Genomic DNA, 15,281 nt, shown 5'->3' with positions numbered 1-15,281 from the left:
ACTATTTTCGATGAGAACTCTCTATCAAAGCAGCCTTTTGATAAAAAAATATTGTCACGCCCGGGGGTGGGAAAAAACGCGGCGACAACGCAGAATGTTAGCGTGCTCACCATCTTATTTTCCCTGGAGGGAAAATGTCCCGCGTATCACAGGCCAGGAGCCTGGGTAAATATTTCCTGCTCGTCGATAACATGCTGGTCGTGCTCGGCTTTTTTGTCGTTTTTCCCCTTATATCGATCCGCTTTGTCGATCAAATGGGCTGGGCGGCATTAATGGTCGGCATTGCCCTGGGGCTACGCCAGTTTGTCCAGCAGGGTCTGGGCGTCTTTGGCGGGGCCATTGCCGACCGCTTTGGCGCTAAACCGATGATCGTTACCGGTATGCTGCTGCGCGCGGCAGGGTTTGCCACGATGGCGGTCGCCCAGGAGCCCTGGCTGCTCTGGTTCTCCTGCTTTCTCTCCGGCATCGGGGGCACGCTGTTCGATCCGCCACGTACCGCGCTGGTGGTGAAGCTGATTCGCCCTCAGCACCGCGGCCGTTTCTTCTCGATTCTGATGATGCAGGACAGTGCCGGGGCGGTTATCGGCGCCCTGCTGGGAAGCTGGCTGCTGCAGTATGACTTCCGTCTGGTCTGTGCGGCTGGGGCGGTGCTCTTTATTCTATGCGCGCTGTTTAATGGCCTGTTCCTGCCCGCCTGGAAGCTGTCGACGGTCAAAGCGCCGGTCCGGGAGGGGCTTGGCCGGGTCCTGCGCGACAGGCGTTTTGTCACCTATGTGTTGACCCTGACGGGCTATTACATGCTGGCTGTGCAGGTCATGCTGATGCTGCCGATCATGGTTAACGACATTGCGGGCACGCCTGCAGCCGTTAAATGGATGTACGCTATCGAAGCCTGCCTGTCGTTAACGCTGCTTTATCCGATTGCCCGCTGGAGCGAACGGCATTTTCGTCTGGAGCATCGCCTGATGGCCGGGCTGCTCCTGATGACGCTGAGCATGATGCCGATCGGCCTCGTGAATACGCTCCAGCAGCTGTTTACGCTGATTTGCACGTTCTATATTGGCTCAATCATCGCCGAGCCTGCCCGTGAGACGCTGAGCGCCTCGCTTGCGGATGCGCGTGCGCGCGGCAGCTATATGGGGTTCAGCCGCCTGGGGCTGGCGCTCGGCGGGGCATTAGGTTACGCCGGTGGCGGCTGGTTGTTTGATGCCGGCAAAGCGTTAAATCAACCTGAACTCCCGTGGATGATGCTGGGCGCGGTGGGCTTTATGACGCTCCTTGCCCTGTGGTGGCAGTTCAGCCAGAAACGCAGCGCGAGCGGCATGCTCGAGCCTGGCGCATAGCCTTTCCCTCGGGCGGGAGCCTCTCCCGCCCCACTTCTCAGTTTTTTCTGCTGGTTTCTGCCCATTCACGCTGACATACTGGCGTAACAGGACAGAAGCGCCGATTTTTCGTTGAGGAACAGTATGAAGAAAATTGTCTTTGCCGCTGCATTAGTTGTCAGCGGCCTGCTGGTTGGCTGTAACCAGCTCACGCAATATGCCGTCAGTGAACAGGAAATTAATCAGGCGCTGGAAAAACATAACAATTTCTCGAAAGACATTGGCGTGCCGGGGCTGGCAGACGCGCATATCGTGCTTACAAACCTGAGTAGCCAGATCGGACGTGAAGAGCCAAACAAAGTCACCCTGGCCGGTGATGCGGACCTCGATATGTCCTCCCTGTTTGGCAATCAGAAAGCCAACATCAAGCTCAAGCTGAAGGCACTCCCTGTTTTCAACAAAGAGAAAGGGGCGATTTTCCTGCAGGAGATGGAAGTGGTCGATGCGCAGGTGTCTCCGGACAAGATGGCACCGGTTCTGCAAACCCTGATGCCCTATCTGAACCAGTCGCTGCGTAATTATTTTAACCAGCAGCCCGCGTACGTCTTAAGTGAAGACAAAAGCAAGGGTGAAGCCCTGGCGAAAAAATACGCAAAGGGCATAGAGGTGAAACCGGGCGAAATTATCATTCCTTTCACCGATTAACCTGAAGGGCGCTGCGGCGCCCTTTTTTTTCACGGAAAAGTGTGCAAACGAAAACGTTTCCGCTTATGATTTGTGCCCGGCAAAAACAGCCATCCTTATGACTGATTCCTGACAAGCCGGAGCTTCCATGACTGCACAACCCCAGGTTCTTAAAATCCGCCGCCCTGACGACTGGCATATCCATCTGCGCGATGGCGATATGCTGAAAACCGTCGTGCCTTATACCAGCGAAATTTATGGCCGCGCGATTGTCATGCCTAACCTGGTTCCACCAGTCACCACCGTCGATGCCGCGATAGCCTATCGCCAGCGCATCCTGGATGCCGTGCCTGCGGGACACGATTTTACCCCGCTGATGACCTGCTATCTGACCGACTCGCTGGACCCGAACGAAGTGGAGCGTGGGTTTAACGAAGGCGTCTTTACGGCAGCGAAACTCTACCCGGCGAATGCCACCACCAACTCCAGCCACGGCGTCACCAGCATTGATGCCATCATGCCGGTTCTGGAACGCATGCAGAAACTGGGTATGCCGCTGCTGGTCCATGGTGAAGTCACGCGCGCGGAGATTGATATCTTCGACCGTGAAGCCCGTTTTATCGAGACCGTGATGGAGCCTTTGCGCCAGCGCCTGCCCGCGCTAAAGGTGGTATTTGAGCATATCACCACCAAAGACGCGGCAGAGTACGTGCGTGACGGCAACGATCTTATCGCTGCCACCATTACGCCACAGCACCTGATGTTTAACCGTAACCACATGCTGGTGGGCGGGGTGCGCCCTCACCTCTACTGTCTGCCTATCCTCAAACGCAACATCCACCAGCAGGCGCTGCGCGAGCTGGTCGCCAGCGGGTTCTCCCGCGCGTTCCTCGGTACCGACTCCGCACCTCACGCCCGCCATCGTAAAGAGGCGAGTTGCGGCTGCGCAGGCTGCTTCAACGCCCCAACGGCGCTTGCCAGCTACGCAACCGTATTTGAAGAGATGAACGCGCTGGAACATTTCGAAGCATTCTGCTCCCTTAACGGCCCGCGCTTCTACGGCCTGCCGGTCAACGACACCTTCATCGAGCTGGAGCGGAAAGCGAGCCACATTGAGGAGTCCATTGCCCTGACGGATGATACGCTGATCCCATTCCTGGCGGGTGAAACCGTTAACTGGACGGTAAAACGTTAAAAAATCAATCCCCCTTGTTGTCAAAAAGATAATATACCTGTATAAATAAACAGTATATTACACAGGGGGCATTTATGCGTATTGAAGTCACCATAGCCAAAACTACCGTTCTGCCTGCCGGCGCGCTTGATGCACTGGCAGGCGAATTATCCCGCCGTATTAACAACACCTTTCCCGATAACGCGGGTGCCGTAACGGTGCGTTACGCCTCGGCGAACAACCTCTCCGTCATTGGTGCTGCGAAAGAAGATAAAGATCGCATCAGCGAAATCCTGCAGGAAACGTGGGAAAGCGCAGACGACTGGTTTATCACAGATTAACACTGCTCCCTCATTGTGTTTTTTGCCGGGTCGCCCCGGCTTTTTTTTGTCTAAAAATCCTGCAAGTTCAAATTAATTCGGCATCTTCTTTAAGAATCGTGAACAAGATGGTGTTTTATTGTTCGAACAATCCTAAAAAGCAGAAAAATGTGTTGCCAGCTGTTTATTTTTCCCGTCGGAACCCTTATTACTTGGTATACTGAAGATGCTTTCAGAAAAACATGCATTGAACCTCAAAGCCGTTGTCTTCTAACACGCATTAAGGGGGTTATAATGGAAAAGAATAGTGAAGTGATCCAGACCCATCCACTTGTAGGCTGGGATATCAGTACCGTAGATAGCTACGATGCGCTGATGCTGCGTTTGCACTACCAGACCCCGAATCAACTCAACCGTGAAGAAGCGGAAGTTGGACAGACGCTGTGGCTAACAACAGACGTCGCCCGTCAGTTTATTTCTATTTTAGAAGCAGGTATTGCAAAAATAGAATCTGGCGACTATCAGGAAAATGAGTATAAACGGCACTAAGCTTATGCCCACTTTTCTCTCTACAGGCACCCTCGCGGTGCCTTATTTATTTCTCCCTTGTCTAACCCCGCGTTGTTAATTACTCTGCTAACAAAACGTCAGTTTATGAGATGCATATGAAATACGACTTAATCATTATTGGTAGCGGCTCCGTGGGTTCCGCCGCCGGTTATTACGCAACACAGGCAGGCCTGAAGGTCCTGATGATCGATGCCCACCTTCCTCCTCATTCAGAGGGCAGCCATCATGGCGATACCCGCCTCATGCGCCACGCGTATGGAGAAGGCGAGCGCTATGTACCGCTGGTGCTTCGCGCCCAGACGCTGTGGGACGAGCTGGCGAAGCAGACCGAAGAGCGTATTTTCGAGCGTACCGGCGTTATCAACCTTGGCCCTGCTAATTCTGATTTTCTCGCCAGCGTCGAGCGCAGCGCAAAAGCCTTTAATCTTGATGTCGAGAAGCTGGACGCGACGGGCGTTACCGCGCGCTGGCCTGAAATTACCGTCCCCGACGATTACATTGGCCTCTTTGAAGCCCACTCCGGCGTGCTGCACTGTGAAACGGCGATCAAAACCTGGATCGATCTTGCCGCGAAAGCCGGCTGCGCGCAGCTGTTTAACTGTCCGGTAGAGGCTATCACCCATGACGAGAATGGCGTCACGGTAACGACTATTGACGGCGACTATTCAGCGTCCCGCCTGCTCGTCAGCGCAGGAACCTGGGTCACGCGCCTGCTGCCGGAACTGCCTGTCCAGCCGGTGCGTAAGGTCTTCTCCTGGTTCCAGTCGGATGGGCGCTACAGCGCGCAGAATAAATTCCCGGCCTTTACCGGCGAATTGCCGAATGGCGATCAGTTCTACGGTTTCCCTTCCGAGAAAGACGCGCTGAAAATCGGTAAACACAACGGGGGCCAGGCTATCGCCTCTCCTGACGAGCGTAAGCCCTTCGGCGCCTTCCCACAGGATGGTTCAGAGGCCTTCTCGTTCCTGCGCAATATTCTTCCAGGCGTCGGTGGCTTGCTGTATGGCGCGGCCTGTACCTACGACAACACGCCGGATGAAGACTTTATCATTGACACCCTGCCGGGGCATGACAACGTCCTGCTGATTACCGGGCTGAGCGGCCATGGCTTTAAGTTCGCGTCCGTGCTGGGCGAGATCGCCGCACAGTTTGCCCAGGGCATCACGCCGCAGTTTGATCTGACGCCCTTCTCCCTCTCGCGATTTAACGGATAATCCGCCACGGGCTCCGGACGTCCCGGAGCCCGTTTCATTTACACTGCATGTTGGGGCGTTATGCGCAGGATCGTTAACTTTCTTATGAATAATATTCGCGAGCATTTTATGCTCTATATCTTACTGTGGGCGCTGCTGGCCATTATTGATTTTGTTTACATCGTATTTTATTGAAAACCATGATTGACAATAATTGACGTTTATTTAGCTTTGCTGAAACTCTCAATTTCATCTTGCACGAAGACATTGAATTACATTTATTGATCCTGTTCAAAAACGCTGAAATAAATAAAATAAAAATCAATAGACAATTATTTCAGTTGCAATATCACCTCTTCCCGTTCATTTTTACCTTTCGGTTAATATGAAAATGGACATTCTGATGCAATTGCGTAACTCCTCCCGGCGCTACGGAATAATATCCATAAGTTTGCACTGGATATTTGCTCTTGCCGTCTACGGTATGTTTGGACTTGGGCTCTGGATGGTCACGCTCAGCTATTACGATGGCTGGTATCACCAGGCGCCAGAGTTGCATAAAAGTATTGGTGTCCTGCTGATGCTGGGGCTGGTCTTCCGCGTGATCTGGCGACATATCTCCCCGCCGCCCGCCGCGCCAACGTCACACAGCAAATTTACCCGCGTTAGTGCAGTCGCCGCGCATATTGCCCTCTATGCGCTGCTGTTTGCCATCCTGATTAGCGGCTATCTCATTTCGACGGCTGACGGTAAGCCGATTAACGTTTTTGGCCTGTTCGAGGTTCCGGCAACGCTCAGCGATGCCGGGGCTCAGGCCGACACGGCGGGCGTCGTTCACCTCTGGCTTGCCTGGAGCGTGGTGATCCTGTCCGTACTTCACGGGCTTGCCGCCCTCAAACACCATTTTATTGATAAAGACGATACGCTAAAGCGCATGCTTGGCCGCTCGTCAGTTGACTCTGGAGCATAAAATGAAAAAACACCTGCTGGGTATCGCCCTGGGTTCTCTGTTATTCACCGCCGGTAATGCCGTGGCGGCGGATTATAAAATTGATAAAGAGGGCCAGCACGCTTTCGTCAATTTCCGTATTCAGCACCTGGGCTACAGCTGGCTGTACGGCACCTTTAAGGATTTTGACGGCACGTTCACCTTTGACGAGAAAAATCCCGCGGCCGATAAAGTCAATGTGACGATTAATACGAACAGCGTCGACACGAACCACGCAGAGCGCGATAAACACCTGCGCAGTGGGGAGTTCCTCAACGTCGCGAAATTCCCGCAGGCGACCTTCACTTCTACTGAGGTGAAGAAAGACGGTGATAAGCTGAATATTACCGGCAACCTGACGCTTAACGGCGTAACAAAACCAGTCACGCTTGATGCTAAATTACTGGGTCAGGGTGACGATCCGTGGGGCGGTAAACGCGCAGGTTTTGAAGCGGCAGGGAAAATTCACCTGAAAGATTTTAATATCACAACGGATTTAGGCCCGGCGTCTCAGGACGTGGAGCTGATTATTTCCGTTGAAGGGGTACAGCAGAAATCATAATAACTTCGCCCGGCTGGCTTTCACCGTGCCGGGCTTTTTTATCATTCCGGGTCAGGGATACCCAGTTTGGTATTCAGACGACCGCGTGATTTATTAAAAATCTTGTTGCCGTTTTCACGTCCTGCGCGACGGCGACGCTGCTCTTCTTCCGGCAGGATGCTCTCTTCACTGCACAGCTCGCTACAGCAGCCGTTAAACTTCTCGGCACAGGCCGGGCACTGAATGAACAGCAGATGGCAGCCGTCGTTTTTGCAGTTGGTGTGGGTATCGCACGGCGCGCCGCACTGGTGGCACTGGGCAATAACGTCTTCAGAGATACGCTCACCCATCCGCTCGTCAAAGACAAAGTTTTTCCCGATAAAGCGTACCGGCAACCCCTGCTCACGGGCGCGACGAGCGTACTCAATAATGCCGCCTTCAATGTGCCAGACCTTATTGAAGCCGTTGTGCTTCATCCACGCGCTGGCTTTCTCGCAGCGGATACCGCCGGTGCAGTACATAACGATCTTTTTATCTTTATGCTCCTGCATCATCTCAACCGCTTTGGGCAATTGCTCGCGGAAGGTATCAGCCGGGATTTCCATCGCGTTCTCGAAATGCCCCACTTCGTACTCATAGTGGTTACGCATATCAATGAATACGGCATCCGGATCGTCCAGCATCGCATTCACTTCCGCCGCCTTGAGGTATTCACCGACGTCCGACGGATTAAACTCGGGATCGTCGATACCGTCCGCCACGATGCGTTCACGCACCTTCATTCGCAGCACCCAGAAGGATTTCCCGTCATCATCCAGGGCAATGTTCAGGCGTAAGCCGTCGAGTGCAGGGTCAAACTGATAAAGTACGTCACGGAAGGCGCTGACTTTGCTTTCCGGTACGCTAATCTGCGCGTTGATGCCTTCACGGGCAAGGTAGACGCGGCCGAAGACGTTAAGCGCCGTGAACGCCTGATAAAGCGCATCGCGGGTCGCCTGCGGATCGTCGATCGTGAAGTATTTATAGAATGAGATGGTTGTGCGCGGTTCGGTTTCAGCCAACATACGCGCTTTTAACATCTCATTCGAAACGCGGTTATGTAACACTGGCATGGTGTACAGTCCTGGATTCGTTAGAGAGAATGAAAAATCGGTCGGCATCATATAGCAAACAAAACCAATTTACATCCACACAATTTACGCTACATTTCACACACCCTGATTAATCAGGCTTAACAATTGCTGTATTCGTGCACGCTTCGAAAGCAGATATTTTGGCTACGTCTCAAAAAATGAGACACTAGCAAAACAGGACGTTTGAACACAGGAAAGACATGACCCAGTTACCAAAATTTACTGCCGCCCTTTTGCATCCCCGCTATTGGTTGACCTGGCTTGGCATCGGCTTTTTATGGCTTCTGGTACAGCTTCCCTACCCTGTTATTTTTCGGTTGGGTAAATTTCTGGGCCGCTTCGCGCAACTGTTTATGAAACGTCGAGCCAGAATCGCGTACCGCAATCTTGAGCTGTGTTTTCCGCAGATGAGCGAGTCAGAGCGTCACGATATGGTCGCGAAGAATTTCGAATCCGTCGGGATGGGCCTTATGGAAACCGGCATGGCGTGGTTCTGGCCGGACAAACGCATGGCTCGCTGGAGCGAGGTGACGGGCACCGGCATGGATCCGGTGCATACGCTTCAGGCCAACCAGACGGGCGTTCTGCTGATTGGCGTCCATTTCCTGACGCTCGAAATCGGGGCGCGCATGTTCGGCATGCAGGCGCCGGGCATTGGCGTTTATCGCCCTAACGATAACCCGGTCATCGATTTAATCCAGACCAACGGCCGCATGCGCTCCAACAAAAGCATGATCGACCGTAAAGATCTGAAGGGAATGATCCGCGCGCTGAAATCCGGTGAAGTGGTCTGGTACGCCCCCGACCACGACTATGGCCCGCAGGCCAGCGTATTTGTCCCCTTCTTCGCCGTTGAAGAGGCCGCCACAACGACCGGAACCTGGATGCTGGCGCGGATGTCCAAAGCCGCCATCGTGCCTTTTGTTCCCCGCCGTAAGCCGGATGGTTCAGGCTACGAGCTGATGATGCTGGAGCCGGAACTCGCGCCGCCGCTCGACGATGCGGAAACTACCGCGCGCTGGATGAACAGCGTTGTGGAGAAGTGCATTATGCTGGCGCCCGAGCAGTACATGTGGTTGCACCGCCGCTTTAAAACGCGGCCACAAGGCACGCCGTCTCGCTATTAATCCTCATGCGGCCCTCAGGGCCGCATGCTGTTTTAGCTTTAAAAGCTCCCTCTCATTGCGGCATTCATAACCCAGGCGCATAATTAGCAGGCTTATTACTTCATGCTTCAGGTGCTCAGCACCTCATTATGCGGATTGTTATGTCACCCTCAGATGCCCCCATAAACTGGAAGCGTAACCTCACGGTTGCGTGGCTTGGCTGTTTCCTCACCGGCGCGGCGTTTAGCCTGGTTATGCCTTTCCAGCCGCTCTACGTCGAACAGCTGGGCGTGACGGGCCACAGTGCGCTCAATATGTGGTCCGGCCTGGTATTCAGCATCACGTTCCTGTTTTCCGCGATAGCCTCACCCTTCTGGGGCGGCCTTGCCGACCGCAAGGGGCGAAAAATCATGCTGCTGCGTTCGGCGCTGGGGATGGCCATCATCATGGCGCTGATGGGCGTGGCGCAAAACGTCTGGCAGTTCCTGATTTTGCGCGCGCTGCTGGGCCTGCTGGGAGGATTTATTCCCAACGCGAACGCCCTGATTGCCACACAAATTCCCCGCCATAAAAGCGGCTGGGCGCTGGGCACGCTCTCAACCGGCGGCGTGAGCGGTGCCCTGCTGGGGCCACTGGCCGGCGGACTCCTGGCCGATAGCTATGGACTGCGGCCGGTTTTCTTTATCACCGCCAGCGTGTTGTTCCTGTGCTTCATCGTCACCTTGCTCTGTATTCGTGAAAACTTCACGCCAGTCGCCAAAAAAGAGATGCTCCACGCCAGGGAAGTGCTGACCTCGCTCAAAAATCCCAGACTGGTGCTGAGCCTGTTCGTGACGACAATGATTATCCAGGTGGCTACCGGGTCGATTGCCCCTATTCTGACGCTTTACGTTCGCGATCTGGCGGGTAACGTCAGCAACATTGCATTCATCAGCGGACTCATTGCATCCGTGCCCGGCGTAGCGGCGCTGCTGAGCGCCCCGAGGCTCGGAAAACTGGGGGACCGGGTGGGTCCGGAAAAAATACTGATCTGCGCGCTGGTGATTTCCGTCCTGCTGCTTATCCCGATGTCGATGGTGCAAACGCCATGGCAGCTGGGCGTCCTGCGCTTTTTACTGGGAGCCGCCGACGGCGCGTTACTGCCCGCCGTACAGACCCTGCTGGTTTACAACTCCACGAACCAGATTGCCGGGCGTATTTTCAGCTATAACCAGTCGTTCCGGGACATCGGTAACGTCACCGGACCGCTGCTCGGGGCTGGGGTCTCCGCCAGCTTCGGTTTTCGCGCCGTCTTTATCGTGACGGCGGGCGTCGTGTTGTTCAATGCCATTTATTCATGGTTTAGTTTATCCCGCGCGTTACGGCCGGTGACGGAATAAGACGAACGCCTGACAGCTTATTTTCGTATTCATACTTGCAGAATCGGATATTCAGCTATTCTTTCCCTGAAACCTTCTGGAAAACAGGGAGACACCAATGACCATGTACGCCACGCTGGAAGAAGCTATTGATGCCGCTCGTGAAGAGTTCCTCGCCGACAACCCCGGCGTTGAAGAAGAAGATGCTGACGTGCAACAGCTTAATATCCAGAAATACGTTCTGCAGGATGGGGATATTATGTGGCAGGCCGAATTCTTTGCCGATGAAGGTGAAGAAGGGGAATGTTTGCCGATATTAAGTGGTGAAGGTGCGCAGGCCGTCTTTGACGGCGACTATGAAGAAATCGAACTTCGGCAGGAATGGCTGGAAGAGAACACCCTGCACGAGTGGGATGAGGGTGAGTTTCAGCTCGAGCCGCCGCTTGATACGGAAGAAGGTCAAACCGCAGCCGATGAGTGGGACGAACGTTAATGTAGGTTATTCGTAAGGGCCGTGGCTGGCATCAATCGGCAGCAGCAGCGTGTCGAAAATCAGCGAGAACGGCAGATCGAGCACGGTCAGGTAGCGCCATGCGGAATCACGGAGATCCCATTTCACGCCAGGGTAATACTGATTCCCGTGGCCTTGCCCTGGAATGGTGCGACTGATGATACTGCCGCAGCCGCTGAGCAGGCATGCCATCAGTACGACGATGATTATTTTCATGAGTAACCTCTAAAAAAATACCGGCGATTAAGCCGGTATTTTATTTGGCGGGAGGCGCTTCGCTTGCCCACCCTACTTAACAACTTACTTCGCCTTCAACGCCAGCGGGTTAAGTTTCAGTTCCTTATAGTAGTTTACCCACGAAGAGTATCTCTCCGGAGCGGACCACACGCGATAGTGAAGACGCGCCATCGTGACCGGGTCGCTCAGCAGGACCAGACGACGGTCGCGGTTGAGTTTTTCCGGAGTCTCGTTAAGCGCCTGCTCTACGTGACGATCACGGGCAATCTCCAGCACCTGGCTTGCGCGGTGGCGCGCCGTCGCCATAGCCGTTGCCAGGGCGTTGAATGACGGGTTAAACACGGCGTGCATGAAGCCGTCATCCAGCGTGCGATTGCGGTTCTGCTCCAGGTAACGATCGGTATCCACCAGCACCTGCGGCGGGGAATACTCTTCCGGGATCAGGAACAGCTTCCAGCGTTTGGTCCGCAGCCCCACCGTCGAACGGCTGGAGATCACGGAGACAAACGGCGACAGGATTAGCGAGAAGACAATCGGCGCCAGCCAGAACAGGAAACGCAGATCCAGCCACGCCATCCCGGCCGCCCACACCAGACCCAGCAGCAGCTGAGAACCATGGCGCATAAAGGCTTCGCTCCACGGCGTGGAGTCGTCATCACGCTGCGGTGAGTTCCAGACCACCTCCCAGCCCAGGAACGCACTGACCACAAACACGGTGTGGAACAGCATACGCACCGGCGCCAGCAGCACGGAGAACAGGACTTCCAGCAGCAGTGAAAGGGTCACGCGGAAGAAACCGCCGTACTCTTTCGAGCCTTTGCACCAGATCAGGATGATGCTGAGCAGCTTAGGCAAGAACAGCAGCACCATGGTCGAGGCAAACAGCGCGATTGCCAGCTCCGGACGCCACTGCGGCCAAACCGGGAACAGCTGCCGCGGTTGGAGGAAGTATTGCGGCTCCGTCAGGGCATGGACGACCTGCAGCGCAGTGGAGAGCGCAAGGAACATAAACCACAGCGGTGCGGAGAGATAAGACATCACGCCAGTCAGGAACACCGCACGGTGAACCGGGTGCATTCCTTTTACAAGGAACAGGCGGAAGTTCATCAGGTTACCATGACACCAGCGGCGGTCACGCTTGAGCTCGTCCAGCAGGTTCGGCGGCAGCTCTTCGTACGATCCCGGCAGGTCGTAGGCAATCCAGACGCCCCAGCCAGCACGACGCATCAGCGCCGCTTCTACGAAGTCGTGCGACAGAATAGAGCCGGCAAACGAACCCTCGCCCGGCAGCGGCGCCAGCGCACAGTGCTCAATGAACGGCTTCACGCGGATAATGGCGTTGTGACCCCAGTAGTGCGATTCACCCAGTTGCCAGAAGTGCAGACCTGCCGTAAACAGCGGCCCGTAAACACGGGTGGCGAACTGCTGGCAGCGTGCATAAAGGGTGTCCATTCCGGACGCTTTTGGTGAGGACTGGATAATACCCGCGTTCGGGTTGGCTTCCATCAGACGCACCAGACCACTCAGGCAATCTCCGCTCATGACGGAGTCAGCATCCAGCACCACCATGTAGCTGTACTGGTTACCCCAGCGACGGCAGAAGTCATCAATGTTACCGCTTTTACGCTTCACACGACGACGACGGCGGCGGTAGAAGATCTGGCCTTCGCCCTGCACTTCTGCAATCAGCTCCATCCACGCTTTTTGTTCTGCCACGCAGATATCGGGGTTGTAGCTGTCGCTCAGGATGTAAACGTCGAAATGCTCCGCGTTGCCGGTGGCCTTTACGGACTCCCAGGTGGCACGCAGGCCCGCGAATACGCGGTCAACGTCTTCGTTACAGATAGGCATAATCAGCGCGGTACGGTGCTCAGGATTGAGGGGTTCATCCCCGACCGTTGACGCCGAAATGCTGTATTTGTCACGCCCCATCAGCAGCTGCAGGAAGCCCATCAGCGCGGTCCAGAAGCCGGCTGAAACCCAGCAGAAGAGAACCGCGAACAGCAGAAGGATGCCGCTCTGCAGGATATACGGCAGCAGCTGCATGAAGGAGACCCAGAGATCCTGGCCCATCATGTCCGTCGGGTTTATGAATGCCCAGCCCTGATACGGCAGGATGGTTTTCATATACCAGGTCGCGACGACCGTCTGCGCAAGCGTCAGAAGCAGCAGGATATAGCGACGGATTGTCCCCACGGTACGCCATTTCTGTTCAGACGCCTGCTCTTCTTTCGTCAGGCGTGACAGATAGCGCGGCGTCACATCACGTCCACGCAGGCGATCCCAGAAGCGACCCACCGGGTTGGTGCGCCACGGATCGGGGAACATAGAGGAACGCGTGGCCTTCGGCATCGCCTGAAGCTGATCGCGTCCTTCATCGTCTTTAATCAACTGCCCTTCCGCCAGCGAGTCCGGCCAGGCCTGCTCCAGACGCGCCTTGACTGACCCAAGCGGCGTATCATCATCACGGGAAAACTGACGATGTTCACCATCCAGCGCGGCGTGAACCGCGCGGATGTCGCTCTTAGGCAGTGCCGCTTTTTCGATATCCGTCAGCGGCATAGCATCAATATATTCAGATGTATTATTCATTGGCAGGTAGCTGATAGCTCCAGGTTTCACTCAGCGGCTGATCGTTACTGACCAGCGCTGCACGCATTTCAGTGGTCTGTTTCGGATCTTTCACTTTCACGCGCAGGGTCAGACGCCAGCCTTTGGTTACCGGGTTGTAACGCACGGTATTCTCAACGATTTCACCGTTATCACCGATGCTGGCCTGAGCGGCAACGGCGGTATCCGGTGCCAGTTTCTTCATATCCTGGCCTGTGAAGTCCACGACAAACGCCACGGTGCCGTCAGGCTGACGAATCAGATTAGACTGCTTCACATCACCCGTTGAGCGGCGAGTCTGCATCACATACGCGTTATCCGGCGCATGCAGCTTATCTTCGTCGCGGCTGAAGGTAATGGTGTACTTGAAGTTCATCTCTTTACCGGCTTCCGGCAGCTGATCCGGCGTCCAGTAAGCAACGATGTTATCGTTGGTTTCGTCGTTGGTTGGAATTTCTACCAGTTCGACCTTACCTTTACCCCAGTCACCGTTTGGCGTGACCCAGGCGCTTGGACGCTGGTCATAGCGATCGTCCAAATCTTCAAAACGGGAGAACTGACGACCACGCTGCAGCAGGCCAAAACCTTGTGGGTTTTCCATCGCGAAGCTGCTCACCGCCAGATGTTTCGGGTTATTCAGCGGACGCCAGATCCACTCACCGTTACCGGCATGAATCGACAGACCGTTGGAGTCGTGCAGTTCCGGGCGGAAGTTGGTTGCCGGTGACGGCTGGTTCGGCCCAAACAGGAACATGCTGGTCAGCGGCGCAACGCCCAGTTTGCCCACTTTATCACGCAGGTAAACCTTAGACTGTACGTCAACCACCGTGTCGCGGCCCGGCATAATCACAAAGCGGTAGGCCCCGGTCGCACGCGGCGAATCCAGCAGCGCGTAAATAGTCAGACGTTTATCCGTTGGTTTTGGACGTTCAATCCAGAACTCACGGAAACGTGGGAACTCTTCACCTGATGGTAGCGCGGTATCAATAGCCAGTCCGCGCGCAGAAAGCCCGTATACCTGCCCCGCGCCAATCACGCGGAAGTAGCTGGCACCAAGCATACTGACGATTTCGTCGTTTTTATCTTTGCTGTTGATCGGGTAAAGCACCTTAAAGCCTGCGAAGCCCAGGTCTTTCACCGTATCTTTGTCGTGTTGCACATTGCCAAAATTGAAGTAATCCGGGCTGTACTTGATCTTACGTACCGCTGTTGCCGTCACTTCATTGATGGCAACAGGCGTATCGAAGTACATACCCTGATGATAAAACTCAAGCTTGAACGGGGTTTTAATATTGCTCCAGTACGCTTTGTCGTGATTGAACTGGATCTGCTGATAGTCCGCATACTTCATGTCGCGGAAAACGGAGGGCAAGTTACTTTTCGGCGCTTCGTAGCTCTTGCCTGCCATCGATTTTGCCTGTTTTGCGACATCGTCGATGTTAAAGGCCAGTGCCGATGAGGTATACAGTGATAACACCACTGCAGCACCCAACCAACGCATTTTCATCATCTGTGGTTTATGTTTCATAATAAG

16 protein-coding genes are annotated in these 15,281 nt (G+C 54.7%); 12 read left to right on the top strand and 4 right to left on the bottom strand.

Translation table 11 applies throughout. The features are described 5' to 3' along the window. The first annotated feature begins 134 nt into the window (after positions 1–134). From mdtH to AB3N39_RS07810, 9 genes are all read left to right on the top strand, one after another. A complete protein-coding gene (gene mdtH / locus AB3N39_RS07850) occupies positions 135–1,343 on the top strand; it encodes a multidrug efflux MFS transporter MdtH (RefSeq protein ID WP_367897195.1) in 1,209 nt (402 codons plus the stop codon). Between the two features lie 123 nt (positions 1,344–1,466). Further along, on the top strand, positions 1,467–2,027 hold the full coding sequence (locus AB3N39_RS07845) for a lipoprotein (RefSeq protein WP_367897194.1): 561 nt from the start codon (positions 1,467–1,469) through the stop codon (positions 2,025–2,027). A 127-nt stretch (positions 2,028–2,154) separates the two neighbouring features. Beyond that, positions 2,155–3,201, top strand: coding sequence for a dihydroorotase (pyrC, locus tag AB3N39_RS07840; RefSeq protein ID WP_367897193.1), 1,047 nt, complete (start codon positions 2,155–2,157; stop codon positions 3,199–3,201). A 74-nt stretch (positions 3,202–3,275) separates the two neighbouring features. After that, positions 3,276–3,521, top strand: a complete 246-nt coding sequence (dinI, locus tag AB3N39_RS07835; protein WP_133294159.1) for a DNA damage-inducible protein I — start codon at positions 3,276–3,278, stop codon at positions 3,519–3,521. A gap of 273 nt (positions 3,522–3,794) precedes the next feature. Then, positions 3,795–4,049 (top strand): biofilm formation regulator BssS, encoded by a 255-nt coding sequence (bssS, locus tag AB3N39_RS07830; RefSeq protein WP_008500827.1) that lies wholly within the window; start codon positions 3,795–3,797, stop codon positions 4,047–4,049. 116 nt (positions 4,050–4,165) lie between these two features. Then, on the top strand, positions 4,166–5,284 hold the full coding sequence (gene solA, locus AB3N39_RS07825) for an N-methyl-L-tryptophan oxidase (RefSeq protein ID WP_133294158.1): 1,119 nt from the start codon (positions 4,166–4,168) through the stop codon (positions 5,282–5,284). Between the two features lie 60 nt (positions 5,285–5,344). Continuing rightward, positions 5,345–5,458, top strand: a complete 114-nt coding sequence (locus AB3N39_RS07820; protein WP_032639612.1) for a YceO family protein — start codon at positions 5,345–5,347, stop codon at positions 5,456–5,458. 208 nt (positions 5,459–5,666) lie between these two features. Further along, positions 5,667–6,233, top strand: a complete 567-nt coding sequence (locus tag AB3N39_RS07815; protein ID WP_111965848.1) for a cytochrome b — start codon at positions 5,667–5,669, stop codon at positions 6,231–6,233. A 1-nt stretch (position 6,234) separates the two neighbouring features. Then, positions 6,235–6,813: a YceI family protein gene (locus tag AB3N39_RS07810; protein WP_133294157.1), complete on the top strand. Its 579-nt coding sequence runs from the start codon at positions 6,235–6,237 to the stop codon at positions 6,811–6,813. A gap of 41 nt (positions 6,814–6,854) precedes the next feature. On the opposite strand, the gene AB3N39_RS07805 is transcribed toward AB3N39_RS07810, so the two are convergent. Next, positions 6,855–7,904 (bottom strand): rhodanese-related sulfurtransferase, encoded by a 1,050-nt coding sequence (locus AB3N39_RS07805; protein WP_111965842.1) that lies wholly within the window; start codon positions 7,902–7,904, stop codon positions 6,855–6,857. A gap of 221 nt (positions 7,905–8,125) precedes the next feature. On the opposite strand from AB3N39_RS07805, the gene AB3N39_RS07800 reads away from it, so the two are divergent. The 3 genes from AB3N39_RS07800 to AB3N39_RS07790 all read left to right on the top strand — a co-directional run bounded on the left by AB3N39_RS07800 (position 8,126) and on the right by AB3N39_RS07790 (position 10,882). Beyond that, entirely contained in the window at positions 8,126–9,052 is a 927-nt protein-coding gene (locus AB3N39_RS07800; protein ID WP_115874716.1) for a Kdo(2)-lipid IV(A) acyltransferase, read from the top strand. A gap of 140 nt (positions 9,053–9,192) precedes the next feature. Further along, on the top strand, positions 9,193–10,410 hold the full coding sequence (gene mdtG / locus AB3N39_RS07795; RefSeq protein ID WP_367897192.1) for a multidrug efflux MFS transporter MdtG: 1,218 nt from the start codon (positions 9,193–9,195) through the stop codon (positions 10,408–10,410). A gap of 97 nt (positions 10,411–10,507) precedes the next feature. After that, positions 10,508–10,882 carry a MysB family protein gene (locus AB3N39_RS07790; RefSeq protein ID WP_115874714.1) on the top strand — a complete coding sequence of 125 codons (375 nt, stop codon included), beginning with the start codon at positions 10,508–10,510 and terminating at the stop codon, positions 10,880–10,882. A gap of 6 nt (positions 10,883–10,888) precedes the next feature. Here AB3N39_RS07790 and AB3N39_RS07785 read toward each other — a convergent pair whose 3' ends face one another. The 3 genes from AB3N39_RS07785 to mdoG all read right to left on the bottom strand — a co-directional run bounded on the left by AB3N39_RS07785 (position 10,889) and on the right by mdoG (position 15,275). Continuing rightward, positions 10,889–11,116 carry a YceK/YidQ family lipoprotein gene (locus AB3N39_RS07785; protein WP_032650824.1) on the bottom strand — a complete coding sequence of 76 codons (228 nt, stop codon included), beginning with the start codon at positions 11,114–11,116 and terminating at the stop codon, positions 10,889–10,891. An 84-nt stretch (positions 11,117–11,200) separates the two neighbouring features. Next, positions 11,201–13,729, bottom strand: coding sequence for a glucans biosynthesis glucosyltransferase MdoH (gene mdoH / locus AB3N39_RS07780; protein WP_248173443.1), 2,529 nt, complete (start codon positions 13,727–13,729; stop codon positions 11,201–11,203). Next, positions 13,722–15,275 (bottom strand): glucans biosynthesis protein MdoG, encoded by a 1,554-nt coding sequence (gene mdoG, locus AB3N39_RS07775; RefSeq protein ID WP_111966168.1) that lies wholly within the window; start codon positions 15,273–15,275, stop codon positions 13,722–13,724. Before mdoG ends, mdoH begins: the two co-directional genes overlap by 8 nt. Positions 15,276–15,281 lie beyond the last annotated feature (6 nt).

Origin of the sequence: Enterobacter vonholyi (genome assembly GCF_040834095.1) — a bacterium.
Classification (GTDB): Bacteria; Pseudomonadota; Gammaproteobacteria; order Enterobacterales; family Enterobacteriaceae; genus Enterobacter; species Enterobacter vonholyi.
This window is presented reverse-complemented; position numbering and strand designations above follow the sequence as displayed.